This is a genomic window from Actinomadura physcomitrii, assembly GCF_008923205.2.
Lineage (GTDB): Bacteria > Actinomycetota > Actinomycetes > Streptosporangiales > Streptosporangiaceae > Spirillospora > Spirillospora physcomitrii.
The window spans coordinates 1-16,165 of record NZ_WBMS02000026.1 but is presented as its reverse complement, the minus strand read 5'-3'; the positions used below and the strand labels follow the sequence as shown (position 1 = coordinate 16,165).

Sequence of the window (16,165 nt, the reverse complement as noted above, 5' to 3'; positions counted from 1 at the left end):
CAGCCGGGGTTACATGTCGCGCTGGGCGGTCCAGGAGGCGTGGAGGTCGGCGTAGACGCCGGGGCGGGCGGCCAGGTCGGCGTGGGGGCCGCGCTGGACGATGCGGCCCGCGTCGAAGACGATCACCTCGTCGGCGGCCTCGGCGGTGGACAGGCGGTGCGCGATGGAGATCGCGGTGCGGCCGCGGGTCACCCCGTCCAGGGCGCGCTGGATGCGGACCTCGGTGGCCGGGTCGACCGCGGACGTCGCCTCGTCCAGGACGAGCAGGTCCGGGTCGGCGATGTAGGCGCGGGCCAGCGCGACGAGCTGCCGCTCGCCCGCCGAGAGGGACTCGCCGCGCTGACCGACCGGGGTGGCGAGGCCCTGGGGGAGGCCGTCCAGCCAGTCGGCGAGGCCGAGCTCCGTCATGGCGAGGACGAGGTCCTCGTCGGTGGCGTCGGGGCGGCCGTAGCGGATGTTGTCGGCGAGGGACGCGTCGAACAGGAAGCCGTCCTGCGGCACCATGACGATCCGCTCGCGCAGCGAGGAGAACCGGACGCGGTCCAGCGGCACGCCGTCGATGAGGACGCGTCCGGACACCGGGTCCATGAGGCGGGTGAGGAGCTTGGCGAACGTCGTCTTGCCCGACCCGGTCTGCCCGACGATCGCGACGCGGCTGCGGGGCGCGATCTCGGCGTTCACGTCGTGCAGGACGGGCGGGCCGCCGGGGTAGGCGAACCCGACGGACTCGAACCGCACCTCGATCGGGCCGCGCGGCAGCGTCTCGCCGGCGTCGCCGGGGTCGGCGACGTCCGGGACGGTGTCGAGGACGCCGAGGACGCGCCGCCAGCCGGCGATGGCGTTCTGCGCGTCGTTGAGGACCTCCGTCGCCGTCTGCATCGGGCTGACGAACAGGGTGACCAGGAACAGGAACGCCACCAGCTCGCCGGCGGTCAGGTGGCCGCCGATGCCGAGCAGCGTCCCCGCGACGACGACGCCGGCGGTCGCGACGGCCGCGACCAGCTCGCTGACCGGGAACGTCAGCGCGACCATCGCCTGCGCGCGGGTCTGGGTGGAGCGGAACGCGTCGACGGTCTCGTCGACGCGGCGGCCGGTGCGCTCCTCGGCGGCGTGCGCGCGGATGACCGCGGCGCCCACCACCGACTCGCTCACCGCGGCGAGCAGGTCGCCCATGCGCTCGCGGACCCGCATGTACCGGGCGGACACGATCCGCTGGAAGCGGCGCAGCGCGAACGCCAGCGGCAGGAACGCCGCCCACACCAGCAGCGCGAGCTGCCACGAGTAGACGAGCATCAGCACGCTCGCGACGAGCAGCTGCCCGATCGACACGATGAACATCAGGCCGCCGGACTGCATGAAGTTGCTGATCTGGTCGACGTCCGTCGTCACCCGCGACACCAGCGAGCCGCGCCGCTCGCCGCTCTGCGTCAGCATCGACAGGTCGTGGACGTGCCGGAACGCCTTGACGCGCAGCCCCGCGAGACCGCCCTCGGACGTCTTGTACAGCCGGACGTTCATCGCGTACGCGCACAGCGCCGTCAGCAGCACCGCGACCGCGCACAGCAGCACCGCCGAGCGGATGAAGCCGATGTCGGGGCCGCCGGCGCGGTCCAGGCCCTTGTCCATGGTCTGCTGGACGGCGATCGGCACCACCACCCGCCCCGCCGTGGACAGCAGCGCCAGCACCAGCGTGCCCGCCAGCCCGGCCCGGAACTCGGGGCTGAGCCGCAGGCCCCGCCGCAGGGTGCGGAGGCCGCCCTCGGTGGCCGCCGCCTCGTCGATGACCGTCATGCCAGGGCCTCCTCGCCGCCGTCGAGCGCTTCCTGCTCCGCTTCCGCCCGCTCGTAGGCGTTGACGAGGTCGCGGTACCCCTCGGACGTCTCCAGCAGCTCGGCGTGGGTGCCACGCCCGGTGACGCGGCCGTGGTCGAGGTAGACGACCTCGTCGGCGAGCGCGATCGTGGCCTTGCGGTAGGCGACGACCACGACGGTCGCGCCGTCGTCGTCGGGCAGCGACCGGGCCTCCCGCAGGCTCTGCAGGATCCGCGCCTCGACCTGCGGGTCGACGCTGGACGTCGCGTCGTCCAGGACGAGCAGCCGGGGCCGCCGCACCAGGGCGCGGGCCAGCGCGAGCCGCTGCCGCTGCCCGCCGGACAGCGACGCGCCGCGCTCGCCGACGCGGGTGTCGAGCCCGTCGGCGAGGGCGGCGACGAACCCGTCGGCCTGCGCGAGCCGCAGCGCCTCCCAGACGCGCTCGTCGGGGACGTCCAGGCCGAGCGTCACGTTCCCGCGGACGGTGTCGTCGAACAGGAACGTCTGCTGCGGGACGAGCGCGGCGGTCTCCGCGACGCCGCCGCGGCGGACGTCCCGCAGGTCCACGCCGTCCAGCAGGACGGACCCGTCGGCGGGGTCGACCAGCCGCACCAGCAGCGAGGTGAGCGTGGACTTGCCGGACCCGGTCGGCCCGACCAGGGCGACGGTCCGGCCGGGGGAGACGGCGAACGACACGTCGTGCAGGACCTCGCGGTCGCCGTCGGCGCCCTTGTAGGCGAACCGGACGTCGCGGACCTCCAGCGCCGCCGCCTTGTCCTCGCCGAGCGCCGCGTCGCCGAACGGCAGCGACCCCGTCGCGTCGAGGACGCCGCGGACCCGCTTCCAGCCGACGACGCTGCGCGGCACCTCCGCCAGCACCCAGCCGAGCGCGCGGATCGGCCACGACAGCAGCGTGAACAGGTAGGCGACGTGCACGAGGTCGCCGGCGGTCATCGCGCCGGACTCCAGGCGCACGGACCCGATCAGCAGGACGGCGAGCACGCCGAGGTTCGGCAGCGCCTCCAGCACCGGGTCGAACAGGCCGCGGATCCGGCCGACCGCGATGTTGGCGTCGCGCAGCTCGTGCGCCCGCTCCCGGAACCGGGCGGTCTCGGACTCCTCGCGGCCGAGGGTCTTGACGACCAGGCCGCCCTCGAAGCTCTCGTGCGCGACCTCGCTGACCTCGGCGCGCAGCTGCTGCGCGCGGGTCGCGACCGGCGCGAGCCGGCGCTGGTACACCACGTTGATCAGCGCGATCGCCGGGAAGATCAGGAACCCGACGGCGGCGACCGCGACATCGGTGACCAGGATCGACACGGCCGCGATCAGCAGCATCAACACGACCCCGACGGCCATCGGCAGCGGCGCGATCGGCGCCCACACCGCCTCCACGTCGGCGTTGGCGTTGGACAGCAGCTGCCCGGTCGGGTGCCGGTGGTGCCAGGCGAGCGGCAGCCGCAGGTACTGCCGGGTCACCGACCGGCGGTAGGCGGCCTGCATCCGGTACTGCATGAGGCCCGCGTAGAAGCGGCGGCCCGCGACGCCGAGCGCCTTCAGCAGCGCGACGCCGACGATCGCCGCCGCGGCGCCGGACAGCGCCCCGGCGGTGGTGCGGCCCTCCCGGAACGCGGGCAGCACGACGGTCTGGGTCGCCCAGCCGAGCACCTGGGCGGTCGCCACGGTCATCGCCGCGTACACGGCGCTGGCGACCACCGAGACGCTGAACACCCGGGGCTCGGCGCGGACGGCGACCCAGAGCACTCGCAGTCCCTCGCGGAGGACATGGGGGGACACGCGTCTGGACGCAGGCGGCACGGTTCACTCCTCGATCACGGCACGGCGACCCGGGGTGATGCCCCCTGCGTACGGGGTTGTGGGGGATTCGCGGGCCTGATTAGTCCCTACCATGCGGCCCTGACGCTTATTCCCGAGCGGGCCCGGGCGGCCTACGATCATCCAATGAGCACGCCCGAGGACGACCCCGTCCGGCGCGAGCGCGGCCTGCTGGCCGGCGCCCTGGCCGAGGCGGGACCCGACGCGCCCACCCGGTGCGGCGGCTGGAACGCCCGCGACCTGGCCGCGCACCTGGTCGTCCGGGAGGGGCGCCCGGACACCGGACCCGGAATACTGCTGCCCCCGCTGGCCTTCTACACCGAGCGCGTCCGGCGCCGCACCGCGCGGGCCGTCCCGTTCGAGCGCCTGGTGGAACGGTTTCGGCAGGGTCCGCCCAAGTTCTCGCCGTTCGCGGTTCCGGGCATGGACAAAATCGCCAACGGTGTCGAGTTCTTTGTTCACCATGAGGACGTCCGCCGGGCCGGGCCCGACTGGGAGCCCAGGGACCTGTCCGGTGAACTCGAGGAACTACTCTGGAGACGGATAAAAATTGCCCGGTTTGTACTAAGAAAAGTTCACGTCGAGGTAACGCTGGTCCGGCCCGACGGGCGCAGCGTCCGGGTGTCCGGAGCGGGCCGCGCGCGGGGCCGGAGCGGGCCCGGCGGCGGCTCCGGACCCGTGCGGGTGCACGGGCCCGTCGGGGAACTGGTCCTGTGGACGCTCGGCCGTACGGACGTCGCGAAGGTCCGCCTCACCGGGCCCACGGACTCTGTCAAGACCCTGACCGAGACCGGTTGGAGTCTTTAACGGGCAGGTAACGGCAGGGTTCGCCGAGAGGAGAAACGCAGGCCTTCCCGCTCCTGCGTTTTACGCGGAACCGGTGATACGGTGGGGCGGTCGGTTGCAGTCGTGGTTCTCGATCGTTTGTCCAGACGCCCGCGGACTGATGGCAGCGGGCGTTTTGGCTTTTCCGGGACCGTACCGGGGGCGAGAGCGTTCCGCAGCGACCGCGCCGGGCCCGCGAGGTGTGGGCCCGTGTTTTGCCGCAAGGAGAAAGACATGCCCCAGCAGGGCACCGTGAAGTGGTTCAACGCCGAGAAGGGCTTCGGCTTCATCGCCGTGGACGGCGGCGGGCCGGACGTCTTCGTGCACTACTCGGCGATCCAGACCTCCGGGTACCGCACGCTGGACGAGAACCAGCGCGTCCAGTTCGAGGTGACGCAGGGTAACCGGGGTCCGCAGGCCGACCAGGTCGTCCCCCTGTAAGACCCGCAGTCGTACGTCTGGGCCCGGTCTCCCCCCGGCGGGGGAGGGCGGGCCCTTTCGTGTCCGGCGGCCGGGCGGCCGCCGGGCGGGCCGCCCCGGCGGGTCGCCCCGCGCGGGGTCCGTCGCGGGTACCGGGCACCACCCGGCACAATGGACGTCATGTCCGTTCCCTCGTCCAACCTGGACCCCAAGATCGCCGAGCGGCTGAAGCGCGACGCCAGCGGCCTGGTGCCCGCGATCGCCCAGCAGTACGACACCGGCGAGGTGCTCATGCTCGGCTGGATGGACGACGAGGCCCTGCACCGCACCCTCACCACCGGCCGCTGCACCTACTGGTCGCGCAGCCGGCGGGAGTACTGGGTGAAGGGCGAGACCTCCGGCCACCAGCAGTGGGTCAAGTCCGTCGCGCTCGACTGCGACGCCGACGCGATCCTGGTCAAGGTGGACCAGGTCGGCGCGGCCTGCCACACCGGCGACCGCACCTGCTGGGACGCCGACGTGCTCGACGCCGTGGTCGGGGAACGCCCTGACGCCCGGTCATGACCCCCGGGCGTGAGCGCGGCCTCACCGCGCTGCTGTGCGCCGCCGGCGCGGGCCTGGCCCTGCTCGCCGGCGGCCGCACCTGGGCCACCGTCAAGGCCGAGGATGCGATCACGCCGTTCTCCGCGCACCTGAGCGGCCACGACCTCGGCGGCACCGCGACCGCGCTCGCCTGGGCCGGCCTCGCCGGGCTCGCCGCGCTGTTCGCCACCCGCGGCCGCGTCCGGTCAGCCGTCGGCGTGCTGATCGCCCTGTTCGGCGCCGGCGTCGTCTACGCCTCCGCCGCCGCCGTCCAGCGCGCCCACGTGCTGTCGGCCGCCGGGGAGAAGAGCGCCCTGCTGAAGATCGGCGCGCATCCCTCGCTCGCGGTGAACCTGTGGTGGATGGCGTCGGTGACCGGCGGCGTCCTGCTCGTCGCGGGCGGCCTGGTCGCCGCGGCACGCGGCGGCCGCTGGCCCGGCATGTCCGCCCGCTACGAACGGGCCGGCGCCCCCGCGTCCCGTCCCGCCGCCCCCAAGACCGCCGCCCCCGCCGACGACCCCTCCGCCCTGTGGAAGTCCCTCGACCGAGGTGAGGACCCGACCGCCAAGGACGCGGCGCAGGACGCGGCGCGCGCGCCGGCCGAAGACGAGCCCGTCGACCCGGCCGGGGAGCCGGACGGCCCGAGGGCCGGCGAGCGCGCCGCCCCCCGGAACGGCCGGCCGTGACCGCCGACGGCCTCGTCCTGGTCGCCGAGCACGATCCCGCCGTCGCCGAACTCCAGCGCCGCTACCTGGCCCGCGAGGGCTACGACGTGCGGATCGAGGCCGACCCCGGCCGCGCGCCCGCCGCCGCCGAACGCGCCCGCCCCGACGTCGTCGTCCTCGACGTGTCCACCAGCGCGCTGCCCGCCGACCTGTACCGCCGCGTCGCCGAGGCGGCCCGCCCCGCGCCCGTCGTCGCCGTCACCGGCCCCCTCGACCCGGCGATCGCCCGGCACCTCGGCGAGCACCGCGTGGACCGCCCCTTCGGGCCCCGCGTGCTCGTCGCCGCCGTCGCCGACGCCCTGCGCCGCCGCGGCCCGCTGCCCGACCCCGGCCCGCTGCGCGCCGGACCCGTCGCCCTCGACCCGGACCTGCGCACCGCCGCCGTCGGCGGCCACCGCGTCGCGCTCACCGTCACCGAGTTCGACCTCCTCGCGTTCCTCATGGCCAACCCCGGCCGCGTCTTCACCCGCGAGCAGCTCCTCGACGCCGCCTGGGGCCCCGGCGCCGGCGCGGGCAGCCGCACCGTCGACGTCCACGTCGCCCAGCTGCGCGCCAAGCTCGGCCACGACAACCCCATCCGCACCGTCCGCGGCGTCGGATACGTCCTCGACGCCCAGTAGCGGACTCGCGGGTGGCGGACTTGCGGCGGGGCCGCCTTATGGTGGGGGCGTGAGCCGTCCCGCCGTCCACGCGCATCCCCATCCGGCGGGTGGGGGCGAGCGCAAGAGCCCGGTGCGGGCGCTGCTGCCGCACGGGATCGTCCTGGCCGCGGCCGCCGCGGCGACGGGCCTGGTCGCGGTCGTCGACCCGAACCAGCCCGGCCACTACCCGACCTGCCCCTTCCTCGCCATGACCGGCTACTACTGCCCCGGCTGCGGCGCGATGCGGCTGGTCAACGCGCTCGCGCACGGGCACGTCGGCGGCGCGTTCGGGTTCAACCCGCTGCTGTTCCTGCTGCTGCCCGTCTTCGGCTACCTGTACGTCCGCTGGACGGTGCTGAGCCTCCAGGGGCGGCCGATGTGGTCGGCGCTGCTGCGGCCCGCCGCGGTGTACGTCTTCGTCGGCGTCGTCGCCGTCTACTGGGTCGTGCGGAACCTGCCGTTCGCGCACGCCCTGGCGCCCTGACCCGCGGACGGTGCCGCCGGCCGCCGGACCGCCGCGTCCCGCGGACGTCCCGGACCCCTCCCGGGTGCGAGGACCGTCGGCGGGGGCGGCTACGATCGGTGCACGGATCGACCTGAAATAGGGGGCCTACCACTTGAGCGTCTTGGACGAGATCATCGACGGCGTCCGCGCCGATCTCGCCGAACGGCAGCGGGAGGTGCCGCTCGGCGCGCTGAAGGACCAGGCCGCCGCCGCCCCGGCCCCCCGCGACGCGCTCGCCGCGCTGCGCGGGCCCGGCGTCTCGGTCATCGCCGAGGTCAAGCGCAGCAGCCCGTCCAAGGGCGCGCTCGCCGCGATCGCCGACCCCGCCGCCCTCGCCCGCGACTACGAGTCCGGCGGCGCCAAGGTGATCAGCGTGCTGACCGAGCGGCGCCGCTTCGGCGGCAGCCTGCAGGACCTCGCGGACGTCCGCGCCAACGTCGACGTCTCCGTCCTGCGCAAGGACTTCATCGTCACCTCCTACCAGCTGTGGGAGGCGCGCGCGCACGGCGCCGACATGGCGCTGCTGATCGTCGCCGCGCTGGAGCAGGACGCGCTGGTGTCCCTGGTCGAGCGGGCCGAGTCGATCGGCCTGCTCCCGCTCGTCGAGGTGCACACCGAGGAGGAGGCCGCCCGCGCGGTGGACGCGGGCGCCAAGGTCATCGGGGTGAACGCGCGCGACCTGCGCACCCTGCGGGTCGACCGGGACGTCTTCGCCCGCGTCGCGCCCGCGATCCCCAAGCACGTCGTGCGGATCGCCGAGTCCGGCGTGCGGGGCCCGCACGACCTGCTCGCCTACGCCTCCAGCGGCGCGGACGCGGTGCTGGTGGGGGAGAGCCTGGTGATCGGCCGCGACCCGCGGACCGCCGTCGCCGACCTCGTCGCCGCCGGCGCGCACCCGGCGCTGCGGCAGAGCGGCTGACCGGCCGACCGGCGCCGGCCGGGACTCGGTAGGCTACGGTCATGCCCGCAGAGCCGCTCCACGAGCGATGGCGGGGCCTCAGCGCATCCGACTGATGTCCGACGCAGGCCCCTTACGCATGACAGGACGCGTTTTCCCATGACCATCGACAGTGCGGCGCGCGCTGCCGCCGTCCCCGACGCCACCGGCCACTTCGGCCGCTTCGGCGGCCGGTTCGCCCCCGAGGCGCTGATGGCGGCGCTGGACGAGCTCACCCGCGAGTTCGAGACCGCCAAGAGCGACCCCGCCTTCACCGAAGAGCTCGGCGACCTGCTCGCCAACTACGCGGGCCGGCCGAGCCTGCTGACCGAGGCGAAGCGGTTCGCCGCGCACGCGGGCGGCGCCCGGGTGCTGCTGAAGCGCGAGGACCTCAACCACACCGGCTCCCACAAGATCAACAACGTGCTCGGGCAGGCGCTGCTCACCCGCCGGATGGGCAAGACCCGGGTGATCGCCGAGACCGGCGCCGGGCAGCACGGCGTCGCCACCGCCACCGCCGCGGCGCTGCTCGGCCTCGACTGCACCGTCTACATGGGCGAGGTCGACACCGAGCGGCAGGCCCTCAACGTCGCCCGGATGCGGATGCTCGGCGCCGAGGTCGTCCCGGTGCGGACCGGCAGCCGCACCCTCAAGGACGCCTGCAACGAGGCTTTCCGCGACTGGGTCGCCAGCGTCGGGAGCACCCACTACTGCATCGGCTCGGTGATGGGCCCGCACCCGTTCCCGATGATGGTCCGCGACTTCCAGCGGATCATCGGCGTGGAGGCGCGGCGGCAGTGCCTCGAGCTCACCGGCGCCCTGCCGGACGCGGTCGTCGCCTGCGTCGGCGGCGGCTCCAACGCCATCGGCATGTTCCACGCCTTCGTCCCCGACGAGTCCGTCCGGCTGTACGGGTTCGAGGCGGGCGGTGACGGCGTCACGTCCGGCAGGCACGCCGCGACCCTCGTCGGCGGCTCCCTCGGCGTCATCCACGGCATGCGCACCTACCTGCTGCAGGACGACGACGGCCAGACCCTGGAGACCCACTCGATCTCCGCGGGCCTGGACTACCCCGGCGTCGGCCCCGAGCACTCCTGGCTGCGCGACTCCGGCCGCGCCGAGTACCGCGAGATCACCGACGCCGAGGCGATGGAGGCGTTCTCGCTGCTGTGCCGCACCGAGGGGATCATCCCGGCGATCGAGTCCGCGCACGCCCTGGCCGGCGCGCTCAAGGTCGGCCGGGAACTCGGCCCGGACGCCACGATCGCGGTGTGCCTGTCCGGCCGCGGCGACAAGGACATGCACACGGCCGCGTCCTTCTTCGGCCTGATGCCCGAGGGGGACCCGCAGTGACCGCCAAGGACGCCTACGACAAGGCCAGGGCCGAGAACCGCGCCGCGCTCGTCGGCTACCTGCCCGCCGGGTTCCCGACCGTCGACGGCGCCGTCGAGGCCGCGAAGACCATGGTCGACGCCGGCTGCGACGTCATCGAGATCGGCCTGCCCTACACCGACCCGATGATGGACGGCCCCGTCATCCAGGACGCCGTGCACCGGGCCCTCGTCGGCGGCGTCCGCGTCGCCGACGTGTTCCGCACCGTCGAGGCCGTCGCCGCCACCGGCGTCCCGACGCTGGTGATGACGTACTGGAACCCCGTCGACCGGCACGGCGTCCGCGCGTTCGCCCGCGACCTCGCGGGCGCCGGCGGCGCCGGGCTGATCACCCCCGACCTCACCCCCGAGGAGGGCGGCGAGTGGCTCGAGGCCGCCGACGAGCACGGCCTCGACCGGGTGTTCCTCGTCGCGCTCAGCTCCACCGACGAGCGCGTCGCGACCGTCACCGGAGCGTCCCGCGGCTTCGTCTACGCGGCGTCGCTGATGGGCGTCACCGGCGCCCGCACCGCCGTCGACACCGGCGCGCCCCGGCTCGTCGAGCGCACCCGCGAGATCATCGGACGGTCCGGCCGGGACCTGCCGATCGGGCTCGGCCTCGGGGTGAGCAACGGCGCCCAGGCCGCCGAGGTCGCCGGCTTCGCCGACGGGGTGATCGTCGGGTCGGCGTTCGTCCGGCGGCTGCTGGACGCCCGGGACCTCGCCGCCGGCCTCGCCGGCGTCCGCGCCCTCACCGCGGAACTGGCCGAGGGCGTCCGCAAGGGCCGCTGACCCCGGCGCTCCCGGGGCCGGCGCCCGCACCGGTCCGACCCCGAACGATCAGTGGAACGTCCGCGGAGAACGGGGCCGTCCCGTCCTCCGCGGACGTTTTTCCGCGTTCCGGGAACTCGCCGTCGCCCCCGTCCGGTTCATGCTTGAGACGGCCTCACGCTCCCGTAAGGTGTTTTCGCCGGCGGAGGCCGTCCCGGAAGGATCCACGATGACGCAAGAGATGACGGCGCGGGAACGCGCGACGGCGGCGGCGCCCGGCCCGCCCGTGTGGTACCAGGCCGTCGCCTGGCTGCTCGTCCTGGCCGGGCTCGGCATCTCCGTCTACCTGACGATCACGCACTACGACCAGGGCGCCCTGGTGTGCTCGGCCACCGCCACGGTGGACTGCCACGCGGTCACCACCAGCGAGTACTCCGAGCTCCTCGGCATCCCCATGCCGCTGTTCGGGCTCGCGTTCTTCGCCGGGTTCGGCGCCCTCCTCACCCCGTGGGCGCAGCGCTCGCCATGGCCGCCGCTGCGCTGGGCGCGGCTCGCGGCGGTGTCGGTCGGGGTCCTGTTCGTCGTCTACCTGGTGACGGTCGAACTGGCGGTGCTGCACAAGATCTGCCTGTGGTGCAGCGGGGTCCACGCCATCACTATCCTGCTTTTCATCCTCGTTCTGTTCGACGAGTTCCGGCGGATCGGTCAGGCCGACTAGTCCCGCCGGACCCGCGCCGCACCCAGCACGCGCGGCCCCCATCCATAGGAGTTCCAATGAGCAAGGCCGCACGGGAGCGGTCCGCGAGAGAGCGCCTCGCCGCCGAACGGCGGCGGCAGGCGGCGCGGGCCAAGCAGCGGCGGCTGCTGTCCATCGTCCTCGGGTCGGTGGTCGCGGTAGCGGTGATCGTGGTGGCGACCGTCCTCGTCATCGACCACAAGAACAAGAGCGGCCGCGCCGAGGTCCACCAGGGCGCGCTGGCCCCCCTCAGCCGCCAGGCCGACGGCTCGATCGTGATGGCCAAGGCCGGCGTCACCAAGCCGGAACTGGAGCTCTTCGAGGACTTCCAGTGCCCGAACTGCAAGCAGTTCGAGAAGAACACCGGCTCGACCGTCGAGCAGCTCGCCGCGCAGGGCAAGGTGAAGGTCGTCTACCGGCCGTTCCACCTGTTCGGCAACAGCCCCGACCCGGTCAAGACGAACTCGCTGCGCTCCGCCGAGGCCGCGCTGTGCGTGCCCGCCGACAAGTGGATCTCCTACCACGACGCGCTGTTCCGCTTCCAGCCGGCCGAGGGCGAGAAGGGCTTCTCCCCGAAGGACCTCGTCAAGTGGGGCAAGGACATCGGGATCTCCGACCCGAACTTCGACAAGTGCGTCACGGACGAGCAGAAGAAGTCCCAGGTCGACGCGATGACCAACTACGCGCTGCAGACCCGCGGGGTCGACAGCACGCCGACGGTCTTCCTCGACGGGCGCAAGCTCGACAGCAGCATGGTCTTCACCCCCGACGGCCTGAAGGCCGCGGTCGACGCGGCCGCCGGCGCGGCCCAGAAGTGAGCCCGGAAGCGAGCCCCGCCCGCCCGAACCGCTGAACCCTCCGTGCGGCCTCACCGCGCGGGACGCCCCCGCCCACTACGCTGCAGATGTGCTCGGTAACACATCGTCACGTCCGTGGGGGGACCGATGAGCAAGGCCGACAGGGAGCGTTCCGCGCGGGACCGGCTCGCGGAGGACCGGCGGCGGGCGGCGGCGGCGCAGCGGCGCAGGCGGCTGCTCGTCGTCGTCCTCGGCGCGGTGGCCGCCGCGGCCGTCGTGGTCGTCATCGTCGTCGTCGCGGTCGGGAACAACGGCGGCGGCGGGCCGTCCGCCGAGAAGTACACCGGCCCGATCGCGCCGGCCGCCCGCCAGCGGGACGGCTCGGTCGCCATGGCGAACTCCGGCGTCACCGCGCCCGTCCTGGACGTCTTCGAGGACTTCCAGTGCCCGGCGTGCAAGGCGATGGAGGCCCGCGTCGGCGGCACGATCAAGAAACTCGCCGCCGAAGGCCGGGTGAAGGTCGTCTACCGGCCGTTCCAGCTGTTCCAGCAGGACCCGCTGATGTCGAACTCGCGGCGCGCCGCCAACGCCGCCGCCTGCATGCCCGCCGACCACTGGGTGAAGTACCACGACAAGCTGTACGCCGAGCAGCCGCCCGAAGGAGACGAGGGCTTCGCCAACGCCGACCTGGTCAAGTGGGCCGGGCAGCTCGGTGTCTCCGCCCCCACCTTCGCGGCGTGCGTGAACGGCGCGCAGCAGATGCGCCAGGTCGACCAGGCCACCGCCTACGCCGGCAAGGCGGGCGTCACCGCGACCCCGTTCCTCGCGCTGAACGGACGGCAGCTCGGCAACGACGCCCTCGGCTCCCCGAGCGCCCTGCAGAAGGCGGTCGCCAAGGCGGGGTCCGCCGTCCCGCGGTCCGCGGGGCGTGCCCCCGAGCGGGGCTGAGCGGCGTCCGCACGGTCTCGAACCGGTGTCCGTAGCGCGGCGATCGGCCGTCGGTGCCGCCGACGTTTCCGTCCCATGCCGCCGGAGGCGGTAACGTCAACGGTCATGCACCCGGTCGCCTTCATCCCGAGCCCGTCCCAGGGCGTCTGGCACCTCGGACCCGTCCCGCTGCGCGCCTACGCGATCATGATCATTCTCGGCATCGTCGTCGCGGTCTGGGTCGGCGAGCGACGCTGGGCGGCCAAGGGCGGCGCCCCCGGCACGATCATCGACGTGGCCGTGTGGGCGGTGCCCTTCGGCCTGGTCGGCGGGCGCCTGTACCACGTGATCACCGACGCGCAGCGGTACTTCGGCAGCGACGGCGACCCGGTGCGGGCGCTGGAGATCTGGAAGGGCGGCCTCGGCATCTGGGGCGCCATCGCGCTCGGCGCGGTCGGCGCGTACATCGGCTGCCGGCGGCGCGGCATCTCGATCCTCGCGCTCGCCGACGCGTGCGCGCCCGGGGTCGTCCTGGCCCAGGCCGTCGGCCGCTGGGGCAACTACTGGAACCAGGAGCTGTACGGCAGGCCGCTGCACACCTTCTGGGCGCTGAAGATCGACCCGAGCCACCGCCCGACGCTCGGCGACGGCCCGGCCCTGGACCCGAAGTACGAGAACATCGGCACCTACCATCCGACGTTCCTGTACGAGTCGCTGTGGTGCATCGGCGTCGCGATCCTGATCGTCTGGGCCGACCGCCGCTACAGGCTCACCCACGGCCGCGCGTTCGCGCTGTACGTCGCCGCCTACACGGTGGGACGCGGCTGGATCGAGGCGCTGCGCATCGACGACGCGCACCACTTCCTCGGCCTGCGGCTGAACGACTACACCTCGATCGTGGTCTTCCTCTGCGCCGTCGCGTACCTGTACTTCGCGCGCACCAAGACCGGCCCCGAGGCGATCGTCGGGCACGCGCCGGGTGCCGCCGCCCCGTCCGGCGGCACCGCGGCCACCGCGTCGGACGCACCCGCCGACGACGTGCCGGCGAAGGACGCACCCGCGGACGACGAGCCCGCGGACGACGAGCCTGCGAAGGACACCGCGAAGGACGCCGACCCCGAGGCCGAGGAACCCGGCGAGGCGGCGGACGAGGCCGAGGCGCCGGAAACGGCCGATGAGCCCGCGCCGGAGCAGGCCGAGGAGCCGGCGCCGGAGGCGGCCCCGTCCGAGAAGGACGCGAAGACCGCGGCCGGGACCGAGGAGCCGGAGGTCCCGGACGCGGACGAGCCCGCGGAGGCCGCGGAGGACGCGCAGCCCGCCGAGGACGCCCCCGCGGAGCCCGACGGGACGTCCGAACCGGAAGCGGCCCCCGAGGCGGCCGAGGAGCCCGCTGAGCATCCGGAGGAGACGGCGGAGGAGCCCGCGCCCGAGCCGGAGTCCGAAACGGGCCCCGGCGCGCCGGCCGCGGCCGTGAGCAGCGAGAATGGTGCGGACGGTGCCGCCGACGCTCCCGAGCGGGTAGGGAAGGGAGAGCCCGTCAAGGACGGGAAGTAGGCGGACGGGATGCCCGGTACGGGGGAGATGACCGGAGAGAAGGCCGGCAGGCCGCCGGAGCTGCACCACCAGCACCGCGACGTCAGCGGGGGCTGGCTGCGGCCCGCGGTCTTCGGCGCGATGGACGGCCTGGTCTCCAACTTCGCGCTCATCGCGGGGATCGCGGGCGGGAAGCAGGACCCGAAGGTCGTGCTGCTGGCGGGCCTGGCCGGGCTGGCGGCGGGCGCGTTCTCGATGGCGGCGGGGGAGTACATCTCCGTCGCGTCCCAGTCGGAGTTGGCGCTGGCGGAGATCGAGATCGAGCGGCTGGAGCTGGCCCGCAACCCGGTGGCCGAGCAGCACGAGCTGGCCGAGGTGTTCGAGGCGCGCGGCGTCGACCGCGAGACCGCGGCGGAGGTGGCGCGGCAGCTGTCGCGCAACCCCGAGGGGGCGCTGGAGATGCACTCCAAGGAGGAGCTCGGGGTGTCCCCGGGGGACCTGCCGTCGCCGCTGCTGGCGGCGGGCTCGTCGTTCCTGTCGTTCGCGGTGGGGGCGCTGCTGCCGGTGCTGCCGTACCTGCTGGGCGCGTCCTCGCTGTGGCCGGCGGCCGCGGTGGCGGCGCTGGGGCTGTTCTTCGCCGGGGCGCTGGTGTCGCGGGTGACGACGCGGGCGTGGTGGTTCGGCGGGGCGCGCCAGCTGCTGTTCGGCGCGGCGGCCGCCGCGATCACCTACGGCGTCGGCGCGGTGATCGGCACCAACGGGCTGTAGGCGCGCGCAGGCGGCGCGCGGGCGGCCGGCCGACGGTGCAACAAATACGGATGAATCGCCCTTTTGGGCGCGGCGGGGGCGGCGGGACCGCTAAGCTCCGGGGCGTGATCGAGGCCCGTGACACTGGTTCCCCCGCGGCCGGACGCGACGGCGCAGGGAAGGACTTCTGGCCGGAGGACAAGCCCCGCCGGAACCTTCCGAACCCCAAGCTGCTGTACGGAGGAGCGGCCGCCCTGGTCGCCGTGGTCGTGATCGCGGTCGTCGCCGTGGTCGTGCTCGGCGGCGGAGGCGGCGGCGACAAGCCTGCGGCGAAGGCGCTGCCGACCGCCTACACGCCCGACTTCAGCGGCGACGGGTTCAGCAAGATCGCCCAGCGCACCGCCGACAGCCGGGCGATCACCGAGGGCGAGGCGTTCTCGGCGGACGCCAAGACCCTCAAGCAGGGCAAGTACACGATGACGCTCGCCGCCTCGGACCTCACGTCCGACTGCAAGAGCGCGACCTGGGGCGCGCGGCTGCAGGGCGATCTCGCCAAGTACGGCTGCACGCAGGTGGTCCGCGGCGCCTACGTGAGCCCGGACAAGAAGTACGTCGGCCAGTTCATGGTCGTGAACCTGGCGAGCCAGGACGGCTCCGCGCAGGTGCTGCGCGACCTCGACCGGGCGACCGGCGCCGGGTGGCTGACGCCGCTGCAGCCGAAGGGCGTGGCGTCGTTCGGGCCCGGGTTCACCGCCGCCTACGCCAGCGTCTACGGGCACTACGCCGTGGTGACGTGGGTGGAGCGCGCGGGCGGGGCGCGGCCCGACTCGCTGAACGAGATGATCGACGTCAGCCTGGTCGTCGAGAACGCCGGCGACTTCCTCTACCAGCGGCTCGACCTGGCCGGGAACGGGGCGTCGTAACGTGCGCCCCGGACGCCGGTAGCCCGCCCCGCCGTGGAACCCGATGACCGCGGCCGCGGCGGCGGCCGTCCGCGGCGCGCGC

17 protein-coding genes are annotated in these 16,165 nt (G+C 74.1%); 15 read left to right on the top strand and 2 right to left on the bottom strand.

Annotation, left to right across the window (positions count from 1 at the left end):
- Positions 1 to 9 precede the first annotated feature (9 nt).
- Positions 10 to 1,791: an ABC transporter ATP-binding protein gene (locus F8568_RS28690; protein WP_151596815.1), complete on the bottom strand. Its 1,782-nt coding sequence runs from the start codon at positions 1,789 to 1,791 to the stop codon at positions 10 to 12.
- Positions 1,788 to 3,572, bottom strand: a complete 1,785-nt coding sequence (locus F8568_RS28685; RefSeq protein ID WP_407924492.1) for an ABC transporter ATP-binding protein — start codon at positions 3,570 to 3,572, stop codon at positions 1,788 to 1,790. Before F8568_RS28685 ends, F8568_RS28690 begins: the two co-directional genes overlap by 4 nt.
- 198 nt (positions 3,573 to 3,770) lie before the next feature.
- Between F8568_RS28685 and F8568_RS28680 the strand changes: the two genes are divergently transcribed.
- The 15 genes from F8568_RS28680 to F8568_RS28610 all read left to right on the top strand — a co-directional run bounded on the left by F8568_RS28680 (position 3,771) and on the right by F8568_RS28610 (position 16,083).
- Positions 3,771 to 4,451, top strand: a complete 681-nt coding sequence (locus tag F8568_RS28680) for a TIGR03085 family metal-binding protein (RefSeq protein ID WP_151596813.1) — start codon at positions 3,771 to 3,773, stop codon at positions 4,449 to 4,451.
- A 252-nt stretch (positions 4,452 to 4,703) separates the two neighbouring features.
- Positions 4,704 to 4,910 carry a cold-shock protein gene (locus tag F8568_RS28675; protein ID WP_026405868.1) on the top strand — a complete coding sequence of 69 codons (207 nt, stop codon included), beginning with the start codon at positions 4,704 to 4,706 and terminating at the stop codon, positions 4,908 to 4,910.
- A 159-nt stretch (positions 4,911 to 5,069) separates the two neighbouring features.
- The gene (gene hisI / locus F8568_RS28670) at positions 5,070 to 5,453 is read left to right on the top strand and encodes a phosphoribosyl-AMP cyclohydrolase (protein ID WP_202125456.1); all 384 of its coding nucleotides are present in this window, start codon (positions 5,070 to 5,072) and stop codon (positions 5,451 to 5,453) included.
- Entirely contained in the window at positions 5,450 to 6,157 is a 708-nt protein-coding gene (locus F8568_RS28665; protein WP_151596812.1) for a Trp biosynthesis-associated membrane protein, read from the top strand. The genes hisI and F8568_RS28665 overlap by 4 nt, the downstream gene beginning before the upstream one ends.
- Positions 6,154 to 6,816 carry a response regulator transcription factor gene (locus F8568_RS28660; protein WP_151596811.1) on the top strand — a complete coding sequence of 221 codons (663 nt, stop codon included), beginning with the start codon at positions 6,154 to 6,156 and terminating at the stop codon, positions 6,814 to 6,816. The genes F8568_RS28665 and F8568_RS28660 overlap by 4 nt, the downstream gene beginning before the upstream one ends.
- Positions 6,817 to 6,865: 49 nt before the next feature.
- Positions 6,866 to 7,321, top strand: coding sequence for a DUF2752 domain-containing protein (locus tag F8568_RS28655; protein WP_328601058.1), 456 nt, complete (start codon positions 6,866 to 6,868; stop codon positions 7,319 to 7,321).
- Positions 7,322 to 7,454: 133 nt separating this feature from the next.
- Positions 7,455 to 8,261, top strand: a complete 807-nt coding sequence (trpC, locus tag F8568_RS28650) for an indole-3-glycerol phosphate synthase TrpC (RefSeq protein WP_151596810.1) — start codon at positions 7,455 to 7,457, stop codon at positions 8,259 to 8,261.
- Between the two features lie 138 nt (positions 8,262 to 8,399).
- Positions 8,400 to 9,632 carry a tryptophan synthase subunit beta gene (gene trpB, locus F8568_RS28645; RefSeq protein ID WP_151596809.1) on the top strand — a complete coding sequence of 411 codons (1,233 nt, stop codon included), beginning with the start codon at positions 8,400 to 8,402 and terminating at the stop codon, positions 9,630 to 9,632.
- The gene (trpA, locus tag F8568_RS28640; RefSeq protein ID WP_151596808.1) at positions 9,629 to 10,441 is read left to right on the top strand and encodes a tryptophan synthase subunit alpha; all 813 of its coding nucleotides are present in this window, start codon (positions 9,629 to 9,631) and stop codon (positions 10,439 to 10,441) included. Before trpB ends, trpA begins: the two co-directional genes overlap by 4 nt.
- Positions 10,442 to 10,649: 208 nt before the next feature.
- Positions 10,650 to 11,138, top strand: coding sequence for a vitamin K epoxide reductase family protein (locus F8568_RS28635; RefSeq protein WP_151596807.1), 489 nt, complete (start codon positions 10,650 to 10,652; stop codon positions 11,136 to 11,138).
- A 56-nt stretch (positions 11,139 to 11,194) separates the two neighbouring features.
- Entirely contained in the window at positions 11,195 to 11,974 is a 780-nt protein-coding gene (locus F8568_RS28630; protein ID WP_151596806.1) for a DsbA family protein, read from the top strand.
- 126 nt (positions 11,975 to 12,100) lie between these two features.
- On the top strand, positions 12,101 to 12,901 hold the full coding sequence (locus tag F8568_RS28625) for a DsbA family protein (protein WP_151596805.1): 801 nt from the start codon (positions 12,101 to 12,103) through the stop codon (positions 12,899 to 12,901).
- 105 nt (positions 12,902 to 13,006) lie between these two features.
- Positions 13,007 to 14,434, top strand: coding sequence for a prolipoprotein diacylglyceryl transferase (gene lgt, locus F8568_RS28620; RefSeq protein WP_151596804.1), 1,428 nt, complete (start codon positions 13,007 to 13,009; stop codon positions 14,432 to 14,434).
- A gap of 27 nt (positions 14,435 to 14,461) precedes the next feature.
- The gene (locus F8568_RS28615; RefSeq protein WP_151596803.1) at positions 14,462 to 15,181 is read left to right on the top strand and encodes a VIT1/CCC1 transporter family protein; all 720 of its coding nucleotides are present in this window, start codon (positions 14,462 to 14,464) and stop codon (positions 15,179 to 15,181) included.
- A 104-nt stretch (positions 15,182 to 15,285) separates the two neighbouring features.
- Positions 15,286 to 16,083: a hypothetical protein gene (locus F8568_RS28610; protein WP_151596802.1), complete on the top strand. Its 798-nt coding sequence runs from the start codon at positions 15,286 to 15,288 to the stop codon at positions 16,081 to 16,083.
- Positions 16,084 to 16,165: the final 82 nt, after the last annotated feature.